Source organism: Streptomyces sp. NPDC002018, assembly GCF_042890865.1.
Classification (GTDB): domain Bacteria; phylum Actinomycetota; class Actinomycetes; order Streptomycetales; family Streptomycetaceae; genus Streptomyces.
In genome coordinates this window covers 1-15,869 of record NZ_JBIASO010000027.1, presented here as the reverse complement: position 1 = coordinate 15,869, position 15,869 = coordinate 1, and the positions used below count along the sequence as shown (strand labels likewise).

Annotated in this window: 13 protein-coding genes and 1 pseudogene; 8 read left to right on the top strand and 6 right to left on the bottom strand. The window is 71.0% G+C overall.

The window, feature by feature from the left end:
- Positions 1-127: 127 nt before the first annotated feature.
- A complete protein-coding gene (locus tag ACFYYH_RS31090) occupies positions 128-859 on the top strand; it encodes a hypothetical protein (RefSeq protein WP_388558091.1) in 732 nt (243 codons plus the stop codon).
- Between the two features lie 294 nt (positions 860-1,153).
- Positions 1,154-2,251, top strand: coding sequence for a glutamate--cysteine ligase (locus tag ACFYYH_RS31085; protein WP_388558089.1), 1,098 nt, complete (start codon positions 1,154-1,156; stop codon positions 2,249-2,251).
- Positions 2,252-2,403: 152 nt separating this feature from the next.
- On the opposite strand, the gene ACFYYH_RS31080 is transcribed toward ACFYYH_RS31085, so the two are convergent.
- Positions 2,404-2,970 (bottom strand): TetR family transcriptional regulator, encoded by a 567-nt coding sequence (locus ACFYYH_RS31080; protein WP_388558086.1) that lies wholly within the window; start codon positions 2,968-2,970, stop codon positions 2,404-2,406.
- 146 nt (positions 2,971-3,116) lie between these two features.
- On the opposite strand from ACFYYH_RS31080, the gene ACFYYH_RS31075 reads away from it, so the two are divergent.
- Together ACFYYH_RS31075 and ACFYYH_RS31070 are read left to right on the top strand one after the other, a co-directional pair.
- On the top strand, positions 3,117-4,052 hold the full coding sequence (locus ACFYYH_RS31075) for an SDR family oxidoreductase (protein WP_388558083.1): 936 nt from the start codon (positions 3,117-3,119) through the stop codon (positions 4,050-4,052).
- A gap of 205 nt (positions 4,053-4,257) precedes the next feature.
- Positions 4,258-4,977: a DinB family protein gene (locus ACFYYH_RS31070; RefSeq protein ID WP_388558080.1), complete on the top strand. Its 720-nt coding sequence runs from the start codon at positions 4,258-4,260 to the stop codon at positions 4,975-4,977.
- Between the two features lie 76 nt (positions 4,978-5,053).
- Here the strand turns inward: ACFYYH_RS31070 and ACFYYH_RS31065 are convergent, their stop codons facing one another.
- Complete coding sequence (locus ACFYYH_RS31065; RefSeq protein ID WP_388558077.1) at positions 5,054-8,602, bottom strand: trypsin-like peptidase domain-containing protein; 3,549 nt, start codon at positions 8,600-8,602, stop codon at positions 5,054-5,056.
- A 298-nt stretch (positions 8,603-8,900) separates the two neighbouring features.
- Between ACFYYH_RS31065 and ACFYYH_RS31060 the strand changes: the two genes are divergently transcribed.
- A complete protein-coding gene (locus tag ACFYYH_RS31060) occupies positions 8,901-9,692 on the top strand; it encodes an aldo/keto reductase (protein ID WP_388558075.1) in 792 nt (263 codons plus the stop codon).
- A gap of 204 nt (positions 9,693-9,896) precedes the next feature.
- Here the strand turns inward: ACFYYH_RS31060 and ACFYYH_RS31055 are convergent, their stop codons facing one another.
- Complete coding sequence (locus tag ACFYYH_RS31055) at positions 9,897-10,310, bottom strand: hypothetical protein (protein WP_388558072.1); 414 nt, start codon at positions 10,308-10,310, stop codon at positions 9,897-9,899.
- A gap of 128 nt (positions 10,311-10,438) precedes the next feature.
- Here ACFYYH_RS31055 and ACFYYH_RS31050 point away from each other — a divergent pair, with 128 nt between their 5' ends.
- A complete protein-coding gene (locus ACFYYH_RS31050; protein WP_388558069.1) occupies positions 10,439-11,395 on the top strand; it encodes an RICIN domain-containing protein in 957 nt (318 codons plus the stop codon).
- 111 nt (positions 11,396-11,506) lie between these two features.
- Here the strand turns inward: ACFYYH_RS31050 and ACFYYH_RS31045 are convergent, their stop codons facing one another.
- Complete coding sequence (locus ACFYYH_RS31045; RefSeq protein ID WP_388558066.1) at positions 11,507-12,514, bottom strand: aldo/keto reductase; 1,008 nt, start codon at positions 12,512-12,514, stop codon at positions 11,507-11,509.
- A gap of 111 nt (positions 12,515-12,625) precedes the next feature.
- Here ACFYYH_RS31045 and ACFYYH_RS31040 point away from each other — a divergent pair, with 111 nt between their 5' ends.
- Together ACFYYH_RS31040 and ACFYYH_RS31035 are read left to right on the top strand one after the other, a co-directional pair.
- Entirely contained in the window at positions 12,626-13,525 is a 900-nt protein-coding gene (locus tag ACFYYH_RS31040; RefSeq protein WP_388558063.1) for an AraC family transcriptional regulator N-terminal domain-containing protein, read from the top strand.
- A gap of 261 nt (positions 13,526-13,786) precedes the next feature.
- Complete coding sequence (locus ACFYYH_RS31035) at positions 13,787-14,686, top strand: aldo/keto reductase (RefSeq protein ID WP_388558239.1); 900 nt, start codon at positions 13,787-13,789, stop codon at positions 14,684-14,686.
- On the opposite strand, the pseudogene ACFYYH_RS31030 reads toward ACFYYH_RS31035, so the two are convergent.
- Positions 14,634-15,049, bottom strand: a pseudogene (locus tag ACFYYH_RS31030) (FAD-dependent monooxygenase); the annotation flags it as partial. The gene ACFYYH_RS31035 and the pseudogene ACFYYH_RS31030 overlap by 53 nt on opposite strands.
- A 105-nt stretch (positions 15,050-15,154) precedes the next feature.
- Positions 15,155-15,598, bottom strand: a complete 444-nt coding sequence (locus tag ACFYYH_RS31025) for a hypothetical protein (protein ID WP_388558060.1) — start codon at positions 15,596-15,598, stop codon at positions 15,155-15,157.
- Between the last annotated feature and the right edge of the window lie 271 nt (positions 15,599-15,869).

Genomic DNA, 15,869 nt, shown 5'->3' with positions numbered 1-15,869 from the left:
GAGCCGACCGGAGACGAGCGGGACGTGTCACGGCCGGGTGCACCGAAAAGCAGTGCGCTCACCGCTGTGGTGAGACTCCGGCGGCCGAATTCGGCCGCCGCGACGGCGGACCGACCGAGGAGAAAACATGCATGACAGAAGAAGTGCCGTGAAGGAAGACGGCTCCGGCTTCCTACGGCGCGCGCTGGCGGGGCTGATCGCGGCGGTGGCGCTGTTGACAGGTCTGGTGGCGACGGGCCCGTCGGCCATGGCGGCCGACCTGCCGTACGGGCCGTACACCTGCGCGGCGGGCTTCGTATGGCGGGAGGCGGTCCCGGCCGACCTGGTCTGTGTGACACCGCAGATCCGCTCGCAGACCACGACGGAGAACTCACTGGGCCCGTCGCGCCGGGAGCCGAACGGCGGCGTCTACGGGCCGGACACCTGCAAGCAGGGCTACGTCTGGCGCGAGACGCGGCCGTCGGACCACGTCTGCGTACCGCCGGCGAGCCGCGACCAGGCCCGTGGTGACAACGCCAACGCTCCGTGGCGGCTGGCGGACCCGGGGGCGACGCCGCGAGGCGGGGTGTCGGTCTCCACCTCGTTCCACCAACTGGGCGGCTACCTGTCCGCGACCGGCAGCGGGCTCAGCCCGAACGGGGTGGTGCGGTTCTACGCGGTCGGGATCAACACGACCGGGCCGTACTCGCTGGGCTGGCTGAACGTCAGCGCCTCCGGCACCCTGCCGGGGTGGCAATACGTCGCGGACATCAGGTGCCGAGGCGGACAGACACAGCCGGCCACCGTCGTGGTCCTCGACCAGAGCTCCGGCCTGGTCACCACCGGCGGCACCACGGACGCTTTCCGCCACTGCGGCTGAGTCCCCGGCGCGGCGCCCCGACGGCGCGGGACCCACGGAGATCGTGAGCGGGGCATACGTGTGACAGGCGGCCGGGCACGGCACCATCGACGGTGCCGTGCCCGGCCCTTGGGCCGACATTCCCTCCTGGACGGCAAGGGCCGTGTCACCGGTCGGGCCTTTGCGAGTGGAGCTCGCGGTAGTGGGTGCTTTCGGGGCGAGGGCACTTGGCCGGTTATGGGTGAACGGTCAAGCGGGGGACGCCCGGGGCGCACATACTCAAAACTCCTGAGTCCTGTCCGGGAAGGGAACCCGATGACGCGACCGCTCACCGTCGGTGTGGAGGAAGAGTTCTTTCTGGTCGACCTGGACAGCGGGTCGGCCGTGCCTGCCTTTGAGGAAGTGATAGCAGCCGCGGCCCCCACCGGACCCGCTCAGCGCCTGAAGCCGGAGGCCTCCGCGGCCCTGGTCGAGGCCGTGACGGAGCCCCACAGCGAACTCTCCCTGCTGGCCGACGATGTGCGCTCGTTGCGCTCCGCCGCCGCCGCGGCCGCGGAGAAGGCGGGTTGCGGGGTGCTGGCGTGCGGGACGGAGCTGATACCCGGGCCGTACATGCCGCCGACCAGCGGCTCCCGCCATCGCAAGATCCGCGAGAAATACGGCGCGCTCGTGTTCGGTCATATACCGTGCGGCATGCATGTCCACGTGGGTATGCCCGACCGGGAGCATGCCGTCCGGGTGAGCAATCATCTCCGGACCTGGCTGCCCACGCTCCAGGCGCTCGCCACCAACTCCCCGTACTCACTGGGCGAGGACACCGGATACGCGAGCTTTCGGTCAACATGGTGGTCGTATCTGCCGGTGGCCGGTCCGGCTCCGCTGTTCGCCGACGCCGCGCACTACGACGCCCTGCTGGACAGCCTGGTCGGCTCGGGAGTGATCCTCGACCGGAAGATGACGTACTGGTTCGCCCGCCCCTCGGAAGTCGTGCCCACCATCGAGATACGGGTCATGGACGTCTGCCCCACCAGCGACACCGTGACCCTGCTGGCGGGACTGACCCGTGCGCTGGTCGCCACATGTCTGGAGGCGGTGGAACGCGACGCCCCGCCCCCCGCCGTCTCCGATCAGCTGTTGAGCGCGGCCCACTGGCAAGCCGCCCGGTACGGTCTGGAAGGCGACGCCCTGGACCTGCCCTCCGGGCGCCCGCTGCCCGCCTGGACCCTGGTGGACCGGCTGTTGAGGCATGTCACTCCCGCCCTGTCCGACGCGGGAGATCTCGCCCTGGTCAACGACCTGTTGGCGGAGATGCGCGCGAGGGGTTCCTGGGCGAACCGGCAACGGGAGATCCTCCAGGAGCACGGCAGCCTGGCCGACGTGTCGGCCCATCTCCGCTCCCTGCTGCTGAAGTGAGACCCGCGCACTGCTGAAGTGAGTCCCCCGCGCCTCACGCCGCCCCGCGCCTGACGGACGGTCCGGCCCGCACCGCGCCCCCGGGCGGAGGGGCTGTGGCCGACCGCCCGCGGACGGACCGGTGATGGCCCGCCGCCCGGCGGGCCCTGCCGTCACTCGCCCGCGGCCACCACTTTGAGTTCGTCGAGCGACTCCCGCAAGAAGTCCGCCAGGGTGCGTTCCCCGTCGGCGTCGACCCAGCGCTCGAATCCGACCTTGAAGACGGCGATGCCCGCCTCCGCGGCAAGGCTCGCGGCCGGGTCCTTGACGCCGCGCCGGCGCAGCGTGGCGGCGAGCGCCGCGGACAGCGACGCGAGCTTGATCAGCTCGCGCTCGCGCAGATCCGCGTTCGCCATGATGACGGCCTGGCGCTGCCGGGCGTGCTCGTGGCGCTCCAGGAAGAGGGCGGCGACGGTCTCCAGCGTCGAGGCCATCGCGTCGATCGGCGCGGCCGTGTCCGGGGTGCCGGCGAGGGTGTCCACGAAGATCTCCTCCAGCATCCGTGCACCCCCGAAGAGCACCTCGCGCTTGTCGGCGTAGTGCCGGAAGAACGTCCGCTCGGTGAGGCCCGCGCGTTCGGCGATCTGCGCGGCGGTGGTCTGCTCGAACCCGCGCTCGCTGTAGAGGTCCAGCGCCGCCTGCTCAAGTCGCCCGCGCGCGTTCGGCTCCCATCGACTCATCCCCCGATCCTACGTGATGACAGTGACTGACATCAGGTGTACTGTCGATGACAGTCACTGACATCAACCCACACTCCGCCGGCCCGTGCCCCGGGCAGTCCGGTGCCGGGCGGTGGGAATGCCCGACCTATCCGGAGGTTCTCCTCATGCGTGTGTTCATCACCGGCGCGTCCGGCTGGATCGGTTCAGCCGTTGTTCCGGAGCTCATCGGCGCCGGCCACCAGGTCGTCGGGCTCGCCCGCTCGGCCGCCTCGGCCGCCGCACTCACCGAGGCCGGCGCCGAGGTGTGCCGCGGCACACTCGACGATCTCGACACCCTGCGCGGCGCGGCTGCCGAGTCCGACGGCGTGATCCATCTCGCCTTCAAGCACGACATCGCGTTCAGCGGCGGCTTCGAGGACGCCGCCGACGCGGACCGGCGTGCCATCGACACGTTCGGCGAGGCCCTCGCCGGCTCCGACCGCCCGCTCCTCATCGCCTCCGGAGTGTTCGGGGTGGCGCCGGGTCAGGTCGCCACCGAGCGGGACGGGCAGGCGTCCTCCCCGCTCCCCGCCCGCCGGACCGCCGGCCCGGCCGGGCGACTGGCCAACGCGCACGCGACGGCCGCCCTCGCGGACCGCGGCGTCCGCTCGTCCGTCGTACGGCTTCCTCCGACCGTGCACGGCGACGGGGACCACGGCTTCCTCGCCACCGTGGTCGCCGTCGCCCGCGAGAAGGGCGTCTCCGGCTATATCGGCGACGGCGCCAACCGCTGGCCCGCCGTACACCGGTCCGACGCCGCGCACCTCTTCCGTCTGGCGCTGGAGAGCGCTCCGGCGGGCTCCACACTGCACGCGGTCGCGGACGAGGGAGTGCCGATCCGTGCGGTCGCGGAGGTGATCGGACGGCACCTCGGCCTGCCCGTGGCCTCGGTCTCCCCCGACGACGCGGCCGGGCACTTCACCTGGCTGGCCGCCTTCCTCGGCATGGACAGCCCCGCCTCCAGCGCGCACACCCGCGAACTGCTGGGGTGGCGGCCGACGCAGCCCGGACTCCTCGACGACCTCGACAAGGGCCACTACTTCGCCGCCCCGGCCGACTGAGCCACCCCGTCCGACTGACCAGCGGCCCCGGCCGCCGGCCCCGCGCCGACGGCCGGGGCCGTACCCGGGCCCGAACGCGTGCGGTGACGCGGGTGGGGCCGCATCGCTTCGTGGGCGAGGAAATCGGTCGCGCCCCGTGAGGTGAGCCGCTACCTTCCGCCTGGGCGCAGTGCGGTGCACGACGCGACGGCGAAGGGAGCCAGGCATGGGGATCGAGGCCGTGCGGACCGACCGTTTGGGCTTGCTGCTCGAACAGTTCGACCAGGCGAGGGAGATGGCCCAGGTGCGGCTGACGGGCCTCGGCGACGAGGAGTACCTGTGGGAGCCGGTGCCCGACTGCTGGTCGGTCCGGCGCCGGGGCGAGGCGGCGACGCCCAGGGCGTTCGGGCCGGGCGAGTGGGTGCTCGACCTGGGCGCCCCGGACATCCCGGCGAGCGAGTACGCCGAGGTCGCCCGGCAGGCCGCCGGTGGCATGACCGTCGCCAAGATCGCCGCCGACTGGAGTGTGAGTGTCGAGCGGGTCGAGCGGGTCCTCGCCCACACCGGTGCGCCGGAGCCCGACAAGACGCCGGTCACGACCATCGCGTGGCGGCTGGGGCATCTGCACTTCTGCTTCGCGGGCCAGTGGGAGTGGACCTTCGGTGAACGGCGGCGGGAACCGAAGCTGCTGGTCGACTTCACCCCCTCCGCCGCCCTGGCACTCGACCGGTTCTGGGCGCTGATCGACCGCTGGCGCGAGAGCGTCGCCACCGTCACCGAGGAGCAGCTCGACACGGTCGGCTTCTCGCGGTACCCGTACGGCTCCGACCCCGACGACCGCTACATCAGTGTGCTGGCGGGGGCCAATCTCGAATTCATCCACCACATGGCCGAGATCGCGTTGCTCCGCGACCTGTGGCGGCCCCGCCTCACCACTCCCGGGTAGGCCCGCACGGGCCTGGCCGGGGAGGGCGTTCCCCGGCGTCTCCCGTGCCGGGCTGTACCGGGCCGCACATCGGGCCCTAGGAGACGCTGTCCTTTCCCCAGGAACACACTGGACCTCGGTAGGCGCCGGGCGGCACTTTCTCCGCGGCGGCCGGCGGCAGTGTGTCGTCGCCGAGGATCCGGCAGAGGCCGGCCGTCCATCGTCCGGCGTCGGCGGCCGACGGCGTTCCCCCGGCCTTGGCGGCGGGTGGCGGAAGTCTGCGTACCGCGTCTCCGTCATCGGATCCGACGACGGCCAGCACGCCCGAGTCGGACAGGAGCGCGGACAGTTCCGCGCCCGAGCCGAGCAGATCCACCGCCCATCGGCTGTCGAGCCGGGTGATGGGGCCGTCGTCGGCCGGCGTGCCGGACGCCGGCAGGCCGAGCGTCCCGTAGGCCAGTACGCGTGAGCCCTCGTCGGCCACCGAGATTCCGGCCACCGCCTCCTGCTGTGCGGTCCGTTCCTGCGACACGAGCTCACCACCGGGCAGTTTGTGGACGGCCAGCCGGTGGCTCACCTTCAAGTCATTGAGGTACGTTTCCGCCACCGCCACCCGGGTCAGATCCGGGCTCACATCCACCACGACGGTGTGCTCGGTCGTGCTCTCCCAGCTCAGGACCTCCTGCCCGGTGGGGGTCTTTCCGGTCAGGTCCCACCATGTGAGTGTGATGGTCGACGACGAGAGCCCCCCGATCGCCTCGGACAGGGTGAGCATGTGCTCCCCGCCGGCGCTCGGCCACAGTGCCGCGACGGACTCGGGGAGGCCCGGCATGATCTTCTTGATCCGTCCGTGAGCCACGTCCCAGAGAATGAGCCAGCCGTCCTCGCCGAACAGACCCGTCTGCCCCAGCAGCGACCCGCCGTCGGGTGTGAAGGCGAGCCGCGCGTACTGGGTGGGCACGGTGAGACCCGGTATGTCGGGCAGATCGGGCATCTCCAGGTCCGGGAATCCCGGCACCTCGGCCGACACCTCCGGGAGCGGGTCCCCCTTCTCGGGGCGTTCCAGTCGGCGGACGTCCTGGGTCCGCACGTCGTACAGCCGCACCGGCCGCCCGCCCATGTCCGGCGGCCCCGACGGGGTGCTGGGGGGAGACAGCAGGTCGCTCCACGACTCCGCCATGGCCACCAGGGAGCCGTCCGGGCTGACCGCCGTGATCTCGGCTTTCTGTTCCGTGGGCTGCCGGCGGACCCCGGAGCCGTCCAGACGGAGAACCACCACGTTCCCGTCGGCGGCCGACGCGGCGATCACCCGGGCCCCGGCATCGGCGACGGACGGGCCCGGCACCTCCCCGAGGGCCGTGAGCAGGGTGGAGGCCGTCGTGGCGTACCGCGGTGCGACCAGGTCGGCGAAACCGTACCGCGCGTGCATCTCGCCGATCCGCGCGCGGGTCCGGCTGTTGTCCTGGGTGCGATAGGCGCGCAGGGCAAGGAGCAGCGCCGTGTATCTGGCTCCCCCGTCGGCGGTGGCCTCCTCGGCGTCGCGGGACTGCTGGAGCAGGACCCGTGACGCCTCGGCCGCCTCGGTCCGGTTGTCGTCGCGCCACGCCCAGGTCGCCGTCCCCATCACCAGGAGCAACCCGAGCGTCAGCGCGGTGAGCGTGATCCGGCGGCGCCGCGCGCCACGGACACTCGCCTCGATGAACTCCGCCTCCACCGGGGCCAGTTCACTTTCCTTGCGCGAGCGCCACGCCCTCGCGTCGCGCAGCTCGGCCCCTCGTACCAAACGCTTGGCGGACCGCTCGTTCCTGGTCCACTGGGCGGTCCGCCGGCGCAGGTCCTCCTGCCACACGCGGAAGTCGCGGTCCGTCTCGAAGTACTCGCGCAGCCGGTCCCACCGGGTCAGCAGCGTCTCGTGGGCCAGCTCCACGGTTTCCTCGGGTGGCCCGTCGGCGGGACGGTACTCCTCCCCCGGCACCACCAGACGGGTCGTCATCAGCCGTTGGGCGATGCGCCATTGCTCCGGGCGAAGCTCGGAGCGCGCGAGCGTACGCCGGGTGGGGGCGGTGCGGCCGTCCCCCGGATGAACGAGCTGGACGAGCAGCGCGCGGGCCGCCGGGTGTTCCTCCCGCGTCAGACCGCTCTCCCAGACCTGTTGCGCGTGGGTCACCAGCGCCTCGTCGACCCGGCCCAGGGACTCGTACGCGGCATGGCGCATGACACGGTGCCGCCGGTCCTGGTTCTCCCAGAGTCTGGTGAGGGTGAACTCCAGCAGGGGCAGGCGCCCCGGATCGCTCCCGAGGTCGCCCAGGATCCGGTCCACCAGCCCCGCCTCGTACGAGACACCGGTGCGTTCCAGCGGGCGTACGACGGCGGCGCGCAGTTCGTCGTCGGACATCGCTCCCACGGTGAACAACTGGTCGCCGCCGAGGAGCGGGGCCAGACCGGGGTGGTTGAGGGCGGGCGTGAGGAAGTCGGAGCGCAGGGTCGTCGCGAGCTGAAGCCGCGACCCGGGGCGCAGGACGTATCCCAGCGCGTCCGCCAGCGCGTCCAGTTCCGCCTGTTCCGTGCCGATGAGCGCTTCCTCGAACTGGTCGGCGACGACGAGCAGTCTGTTCTTGCCCTGCCGGGCGAGCACCCGGTCGACGACCGCGGGCATCTGGCCCTCACGCAGCAGTTGGGTCAGTCGGGGCAGTTCCGCCAGGCGCGCGGTCTCGGTCAGTTCCGGTTCGAGACGCGGAAGCAGGGCCAGGGCGAGGGCGGCGAGCGGGGTCCGGCCGAGCTGCCCGGGACGGAAGAGCACGATCTCCAGGTCCTGGCGGCCGCGCAGCCGGGGCAGCACCCCCGCGTACAGCAAGGAGGACTTCCCGCAGCCGGACGGCCCGACCAGACTGGTCGCCGGCGCGTAGCCGAGCCGGTCCACGATGCGCCGGGCCGGCTCCTCACGGCCGTGGAACAACAGCGCGTCGCGCTCCTCGAAGGGTTCCAGGGACCGGAACGGGCAGGCCGGGCGTGCCGCTTCGGCCAGATCCGACCAGGTCTCGCGCAGTGTCTCCGTCGGAATCAGATACGCCGTGCGCACATCGCGCCGACCGTCGGCGGCGACCACCATGCCGACCACACCGCCCTCGGTGACGTCCCAGACCGGCGCGCCGGAGAAACCTTTGCGTACACGGTGTTCGCTGGCCGGATCGGTGTCGTACTGGAGCCAGCCCGCGCCCGTCCGTCCCCGGAGCCGGCCGACACTCCACACGCCGTCGTCGTAGTCGGGCGGGAATCCGAAGGTGCGTACCTTGCGGTCGGGCTCGGCCACATGCTCCACCAGCCGGGCCACCGCGGCCTTGGCGGGCGCGTCGGCGAGCAGCCGCAGGACGGCGATGTCCCCGGAGCCATCGGCCCCGATCGGCGTCCACGACCGGATCACCGCCTCCACCGGGCGGCCGCCCTCCGCCAGCGGGAAGTCGACCCATAAGCGTCCGGCCGGTGCCTCGGTCGCGTCGAGCGGCGCGCCCAGTGCCCTGGCCACCACATGCGCGCAGGTGATCACTTCACGGTGTGTGGTGAGGAACCCGGCTCCCTCGGGCCGGCCTTGGGCTCCCAGAATCCTCGCGACCGACGTGTCACTCGGCGCAGCGCTGCCCAACTCCATGGTGCACCCCCGTACGCCCTGTGCATGGCCCCTGCGACCATAACAACGTCCTTACGCTGTACGCACTGTTCGCGTACACGCGGTGCCGGATCACGCCGGCCACGCCGTACCGGCGGCCTCGGCATCGTTCCGGCATGGCGCCGGGCGCCCCGGCGTGGTGGGAGGAGTACAGGAGCCGGCTGGAGCGTGCGGCTCAGGAAGCCGACCGGGACGCCTCACGTCGGACGTGATCACTGAGAGGGCATCCGGCGTCGTACGGGCGGGATCGTGCGGAGCGGCTTCGACCTGCTCGCCGAGCGTGAACCGGCGGCGGCGCGACAGCGTCGTCGCCACCAAGTTCGGCATCGTCCGGGCCACGGTCGGTGACGAGAAGCCGGTCATGAACGGCCGGCCCGAGTACGTCCGCGAGCGGATCGAGCGTTCGCTCACCCAGCTCGGTACCGACCATGTCGACCTGTACTACTACCACCGGATGGACCCCGACGTCCCGGTCGAGGAGACGGTCGGCGCGATGTCCGAGCTCGTCACCGAGGGCAAGGCGCGCCACCTCGGCCTCAGTGAGGCGGCACCCGACACGATCCGCCGCGCCCACGCCGTGCACCCGATCACCGCGATCCAGACCGAGTGGTCACTGTGGTCGCGCGACATCGAGAAGGAGGTCATCCCCCTCACCCGCGAGCTCGGTATCGGCGTCGTGCCCTACAGCCCGCTGGGCCGAGGCATGCTGACCGGCACGATCACATCCTTCGACGACCTGTCCGAGAACGACTACCGGCGGGGGATGCCCCGCTTCGCCCGCGAGGCGTTCGAGGCCAACCTCGCCGCCGTGGCGGTCGTCAAGGAGATCGCCACCGCCCATGACGCGGCTCCCGGTCAGGTCGCGCTCGCGTGGCTGCTGGCGCAGGCGTTCGATGTCGTCCCGATCCCCGGCACACTGCATGTCTCCCGCCTGGAGGAGAACATCGGCGCCGCCCGGCTGACGCTCACCGACGTGGAACTCGCCCGCCTGGACAGCCTTCAGGTCGTGGGGGAACGAGAGACGCGGATGGATCTCAACTGGTCCTACGGCGTTACCCCGCCGCTGAGCTGACCGGCCTCGATGCGCCGGGGCCGCCCGTCACCTCACGGCTGCCCGGCATGGTCCACACCGTACGCGCGGGGCAATGCTGTGACGGCCTGTGCCACTTCGCCTGTGCACGGTGTGGCGGCCCGCGAACCAAGCGTACGTACGCACCACCGCGGGCTCGGAGTCGAATCCGCCTGAGCTGAAACCCGAAACGGGAACGCCGAGGGCCTACTCCGCGGCGTCCGGAACGGGCGGGGCGGTGGCAACGGCGTCCAGGGCCGTCCTGAGGAGGTCCGCCAGCACCTCGGGATCGCCGTCGACCAGGGCGCTGTTGTGGAGCACATTGCGCGTGAACTGGACCCCGGTGCAGATGGCGACGAGCAGGGCGGCGCGGGCGACGGCGTGCGGCCCTTCGAGTTCGTCGGCGAGCGCCTGCTGGAAGTTGCGTTCCAGGCTCGCGCGCATGATCTCGACCGCCCGCTCGCTGGGGGCCGAGCGGAGCGTGAGGAGCATCCCGTCCCGGTGGGCCTGTGTGGGGTCGGTCAGCAGCGAACGCGCGGTCTCCGCGTTGGCCTCCGGTGTCATCATCAGATGGTTGCCGTAGGCGTCGGCGGCCACCGGGCTGTCAGAGGTCCAGGACACAGCGGACAGAACAGCCCCTGGCCGCGTCAGACCGAACCCCTACTGATCGGTCGTTGAGCGGGGCTGTGGCCTGGTATGGCGGAATCCGCCGTTGCACTTCATGACACGACCGCAGCAGGATGACCCGCATGGGGAACCTGGGGGAATTGTCGCCGTACGAAGCCCGAGACGCCGCCGGCCTGGTCGAGTCGATGCAACAGCTCAAGGAGCGTTCGGGGCTGACCTTCCGCGAGTTGGAGGAACAGGCCGCCCGAAACGGGGACACTCTCGCGCGCAGCACGCTGGCCGACATGCTGCGCCGCACCAGTCTGCCGCGACCCGAGGTGCTGGCCGCGTTCGTCCGTGCCTGCGGGGACGGGCAACGCGTGGACGCCTGGCTGGAGGTCAGGGACCGGATCGCCGCAGGAATCGCGGTCGGGCCCGCCCCGGCGCCCGACGGCGGGCCCGATACCGATACCGCGGCGCAACTCCGGACCGGGGAATCCACGGCCTCGGCGCCACTCCGGACCAGGCGCCGCGCCGTCGCGCTCACGACCGCGCTCATGATCCCGCTGCTCGTCGTGACCGCCTGGTGGCTGCTTCCCGACAGCGACAGCTCACCCGATCCGGAATCACCGGCTGTCGCTGTCTCGGTCCCCGCCGACGGCTGGGTCACCATCCGCCCCGCCCGTACACCCGACCTCTGCCTGACCGACGGCCGCGATCGCGACGGCGCCTACGCCAGCGCCGTCGCCGTCCAGCGTCCGTGCGCCCAGGCCACTGTGCCGCGGACCTATCTGGAACCGGTCGGTGAGGGCCGGTACCGCGTCCAGTGGCACCACCCCCAGTTGGGGAAGGGCTGTCTGACGGTCATGAGCACCGGCCCCGTCAAGGGCACGCTCGAACCCCGGGACGACTGCACCCAGGCCACGCTGTTCCGCCTGGAACCCAGCGCCGTCGACAGCACCGGGGGTTTCCGGCTCCGCCCGGCCGACAGCAGCCGGTGTGTCGGCATCGCCGACGACGACACCACCGAGGGAGCCGAGGCGACCGAAGAGCGATGTACCGGAGCGGCCGATCAGCGGTTCCTGATCCGGAAGGGCTGACCGGCCTCGCCACGAGCGACTGCGCACGCCACTCGACGCCGGCCCCACACGATCGCGCGACCGTCAGGACTGCCGGGGGGGACGATCGGCGGTGGCCCCGGCGCCCGGCCGTCACCAGGTAGGCATCATGGCCACCGGGTAGCGGGAGCCGGCCGCGCCGTGGGGCAGGATGGCCTGGACGCGCGCCAGGTCGTCCGGCGTCAGCACGACATGCGAGGCGGCGACGTTCTCGGCGAGACGCTGCGGGCTGCGGGTCCCCGGGATCGGCACGATGTCGTCGCCCTGGGCCAGCAGCCAGGCCAGGGCGAGCTGGGTGACGGTGGCACCCTTGGTGTCCGCGAGGGCGGTCAGTTCGCGGATGGCGATGAGGTTCTTCTCGTAATGACCGGGCTGCCAGCGATCGTCCCAGCTACGCATGTCGTCGGCGGGGTACGCGGCGGCGGGCTTCACGGTGCCCGTGAGAAACCCGCGGCCCAGGGGCGAGTACGGGACGAAGCCGATGCCCAGCTCGCGCAGGACCGGGAGCACGTCGGTCTCCACGGCGCGTTCGAACACCGAGTACTCGGTCTGGAGGACGGAGACCGGGTGGACGGCGTGGGCGCGGCGGATGATGTCGAGGCCGGCCTCGCTGAGGCCGAAGAACCGCACCTTGCCTTCGGCGATCAGCTCACCGACCGCACCGGCCACGTCTTCGATCGGCACGTCCGGGTCGACGCGGTGCTGGTAGAGGATGTCGATGTGGTCGGTTCCGAGGTGCCGCAGGCTGTTCTCCGTGACCTCGCGGATATGGGACGGCCGGCTGTCCAGGGCGGTGCCCACGTGCTCCGGGTCGGTCAGGTCGAATCCGAACTTGGTGGCGATCACGACCTCGTGGCGGAAGTCCTTCACCGCACGGCCGAGCAACTGCTCGTTGCTGCCGGTGCCCAGGCCGTACAGCTCGGCGGTGTCGAAGAGGGTGACGCCCAGTTCGTACGCCCGGCGGATGGTCGCGAGGCCGCCCGCCTCGTCGCCGGCGCCGTACGCCATGGTCATGCCCATGGTGCCAAGACCGATGGCCCCCACCGTGAGGCCCTGGGAGCCGAGTGTCCGCTTCGGGAGGTTTTCATCGTACTGTGTCATGCGGTCAACGGTAGGAGCGCGACCGCGCGTGGGCATGGGGCCAGGGCCGCACAGGATTGCCTGATCCTCTCAGCTCGAACCCTTGACGACCCCTGACGGTGGGAGTGCAGAATGCTGGACCAGCTCGCGGCGGCCATCACGCGCCACCGTGACGGCGCGTGGTCCGTCAGTGCGGTGCCGCATCTGACGGTGGTCGCGCTCGACGAGTTCACCGACCCGCTCGACCTGCTGTACGAGCCGATGGTCTGCTTCATCGCCGGCGGCGCCAAGCGCTCGGCGGCGGGCGATCGCGGCTGGGTCACCGGGCGCGGGGAGATGATCTTCAACTCGCTCGTGCTGCCGGTCACCGCCACGTTCGAGGAGGTGCCCTATCGCTCGGCGGTACTGCGGCTCGACGGCCGGGTGCTCGCCGACCTGCTTCTGGAATTCGACGACACGGCCCCGGGCACAACTCCCGACTCCGGCGAGCCGCTCACCGCGCCGATGACACCGGAGATCATCGACGCCGTCACCCGGTGGGTACGGCTGCTCGACACTCCCCAGGACATCCGTCCGCTGGCCGCCCGCACCGAAAGCGAGATCCTCTACCGACTGCTCGGCAGCCCGCTCGGCCCCGCCCTGCGCCAGTTCACGCTGGCCGATTCCGCCGCCGCCGGCGTGCGCTCGGCGGCCACCTGGATCTCGGCCCACTACACGGAGCCACTCAGCGTCGAGGCGATCGCGGCGGTGGCACACATGAGCACCGCCACACTCCACCGGCGCTTCAAGGCAGCCACCGGCATGAGCCCGCTGAGGTTCCAGAAACACCTGCGTCTGCACGCTGCCCGGCGCCAGTTGCTCGCCGGCGACGCCACGGCGGCACAGATAGCGAAGACCGTCGGCTACGCCAGCGCCACCCAGTTCAACCGCGAGTACCGCCGCGCCTACGGCCTGCCCCCCGCTCAGGATGCCGCACGCCTGCGCGGCCGAATGGCGAACGCCACGGACGGCGAGGTCGTGCTCCTGAACTGACGGCCACGCGGGCGAGGATCACACGGCGGGCTGCCCCGCGGGCTTCGGCACGGCCCGCTGTCGGTGACGCCCACTCGGCTCCGTCATCACCGATGACAACGTGGAGCGCGCATACGGGATTCCCGCTCACGCTGTGACATTCCCCCGGCGCTTCGCGCCTTCCCGCCACGTCTGCCACCTGCGCATACTCCAGGACCTCGCGCCTTGAACCGTTGACGGGCGATGATCGATCCGATGGAGCTGATGGAGCTGATGGAGAAGATGACACCGCACACGGTCTCTGCGACAGCCGCCGGCACATGGACGCTCGGTGACCGCACGGTCAACCGGATCGGATTCGGCGCCATGCGCTTGACCGGCAGCGCCGCCTTCCACCAGGGCACCCCGAGCGATCGCGGCCAGGCGATCGGCGTACTCCGCCGCGCACGAGAACTCGGCGTCAACCACATCGACACCGCGGCCTTCTACTTCTCCCGGCTGCGCTCCGCCAACGAATTGATCAACGCGGCGCTGTCGCCGTATCCGGACGATCTCGTCATCGCCACCAAGGTGGGTCCGGCGAGGGACGCCACCGGCGAGTGGGCCACCCCGGCGCGACCCGACCAACTGCGTGGCCAGGTCGAGGAGAATCTACGCCAACTCGGGTGCGACCAGCTCGACTTGGTCAATCTGCGCCTCATGGGTCAGGACTCCGTCAGCGAACACTTCGGGGCCCTCGCCGAGTTGCGCGACGCGGGGCTCGTCCGTCACCTCGGGATCTCCGGCGCGCGCCCGGAGCACCTGGCCCAGGCTCAGGAGATCGCACCGGTGGTGTGCGTCCAGAACCGCTACGGCGTCGATGCGCCCGGCGGGGACGAGATGCTCCGGGCATGCGCGGCGCGCGGCATCGCGTTCGTGCCCTTCTTCTCCATCGCCGGGGAGGGGCGCGAGGCCGGAGCCGTCCGGGCCGAGCACGAGCAGGTCCGCGCCGTGGCCCGCGCGCACGGCGTCTCCCCCGCCCAGGTCCGCCTGGCCTGGACCCTGCACCAGGGCCCCCACACGCTGGCCATCCCCGGAACGGGCAACCTGGAACACCTCGTCGACAACGTGGCCGCCGGAGCACTCCGACTCACGGTGGAAGAACTCCGGCTACTCGATTCGACCGGCCGCGCCGCATCCTGACACCGGCCCCCTCTACGAGATCCTGCTGCTCCTCACCGACCCACGCCACATGGCCGTCCGGCCGCAACAGCACCGTGGGCACGTCCAGTTCCTCGCTGGCATCGACGACGTGGTCGACCCGGTCCGCCCAGCCTGCCACCGAAAACCGGCCGGTCCGGTCGAGCGGCAGTCCAGCACGCGGGCCCCGACCGGGTGCCGTTCGGTGGGGTAGCTGTCCAGCAGCCCCACCGGTGCCCAGCCGTTGACCTCGGCGGCCAGCTTCCAGCCGAGGTTGGCAGTGGGCCCGGATCCACACGCGCGTAGATCCGGGCCCACTGCCGGGGAGCGCCACCGTCCGTCCAGCGAACGCACGACCCGACCGATCGTCAGGTACCGGCTGATCGCGAACGGCACGGCTCAGGACGCCGGCTCGGCCTCAGGATCGCCGGGGCCGCTGGAGAGCAGTGCCTCATAACGCATTGGTTTCCGTCAGTGGCTGAAACTGACGTTCGCCATGCCCACATTGGTTGACATCACCTGGATCCTGGGGGTGGCGGCGTTGTTGCCCCAGGGGACGGCAACCCGGGTATTGGCGGTGCTGGACTTGATGTTGCCGGCGCTGAACCAGTTGCCCACGCCGTTTGTGTAGCCCCACACCTGGACTGTCGCAGACTGCTGGGTGCCCGGGGGAATCCAGACCGTGTAGGTGAGCTTGGTACTGGCGGAAGAGCCGAGGAAGGAGCAACTGGAGCGTCCCGCAGGACCCCAGACACCAAATATCGGACTACTGGCCACGCCACCGCAGGGCGCAGCCGCCCTCGGTGCGGAGACCGTCTCGGCCACCGGCCCCTGAGCTGCCGAGGTCGAGATGGGCAGGGTCAGCGAGGCGGTCGTCACGAGGGCAGCAGTCAGTAACCGCTTCGGCACACGCATGGGGACTCCTTCTTATCGGAAACAGAGACGAGGCTGTGTTCGCCCGTAGAGCGACGCTCTTCCGTCCGGGATCAATCTGCTTGGCCGACCTTCCGTAAAACTGGAACCAATCTTGAATCGACTGGTCAAGCCGGGTTTCCGGAGTCGCAAAGGAGCAGCGGGGTCAGGTACTGGCCTTAGACGTCGTTTCTTATGGCGTGGTCAGTCGTTGAACGATGCATGGCGGATCTGGTTGAGCGGTTGGTGCCGGATGAGTTGTGGGTGTTGTTCC

What these genes read in the sequence shown, in the direction of transcription:
- ACFYYH_RS31070 (WP_388558080.1), top strand. Translation starts at nt 4,258, where the DNA reads ATGGGGATCGAGGCCGTGCGGACCGACCGTTTGGGCTTGCTGCTCGAA.
- ACFYYH_RS31040 (WP_388558063.1), top strand. Translation starts at nt 12,626, where the DNA reads ATGCTGGACCAGCTCGCGGCGGCCATCACGCGCCACCGTGACGGCGCG.
- ACFYYH_RS31075 (WP_388558083.1), top strand. Translation starts at nt 3,117, where the DNA reads ATGCGTGTGTTCATCACCGGCGCGTCCGGCTGGATCGGTTCAGCCGTT.
- ACFYYH_RS31065 (WP_388558077.1), bottom strand. Translation starts at nt 8,602, where the DNA reads ATGGAGTTGGGCAGCGCTGCGCCGAGTGACACGTCGGTCGCGAGGATT.
- ACFYYH_RS31085 (WP_388558089.1), top strand. Translation starts at nt 1,154, where the DNA reads ATGACGCGACCGCTCACCGTCGGTGTGGAGGAAGAGTTCTTTCTGGTC.
- ACFYYH_RS31080 (WP_388558086.1), bottom strand. Translation starts at nt 2,970, where the DNA reads ATGAGTCGATGGGAGCCGAACGCGCGCGGGCGACTTGAGCAGGCGGCG.
- ACFYYH_RS31090 (WP_388558091.1), top strand. Translation starts at nt 128, where the DNA reads ATGCATGACAGAAGAAGTGCCGTGAAGGAAGACGGCTCCGGCTTCCTA.
- ACFYYH_RS31035 (WP_388558239.1), top strand. Translation starts at nt 13,787, where the DNA reads ATGACACCGCACACGGTCTCTGCGACAGCCGCCGGCACATGGACGCTC.
- ACFYYH_RS31050 (WP_388558069.1), top strand. Translation starts at nt 10,439, where the DNA reads ATGGGGAACCTGGGGGAATTGTCGCCGTACGAAGCCCGAGACGCCGCC.
- ACFYYH_RS31045 (WP_388558066.1), bottom strand. Translation starts at nt 12,514, where the DNA reads ATGACACAGTACGATGAAAACCTCCCGAAGCGGACACTCGGCTCCCAG.
- ACFYYH_RS31025 (WP_388558060.1), bottom strand. Translation starts at nt 15,598, where the DNA reads ATGCGTGTGCCGAAGCGGTTACTGACTGCTGCCCTCGTGACGACCGCC.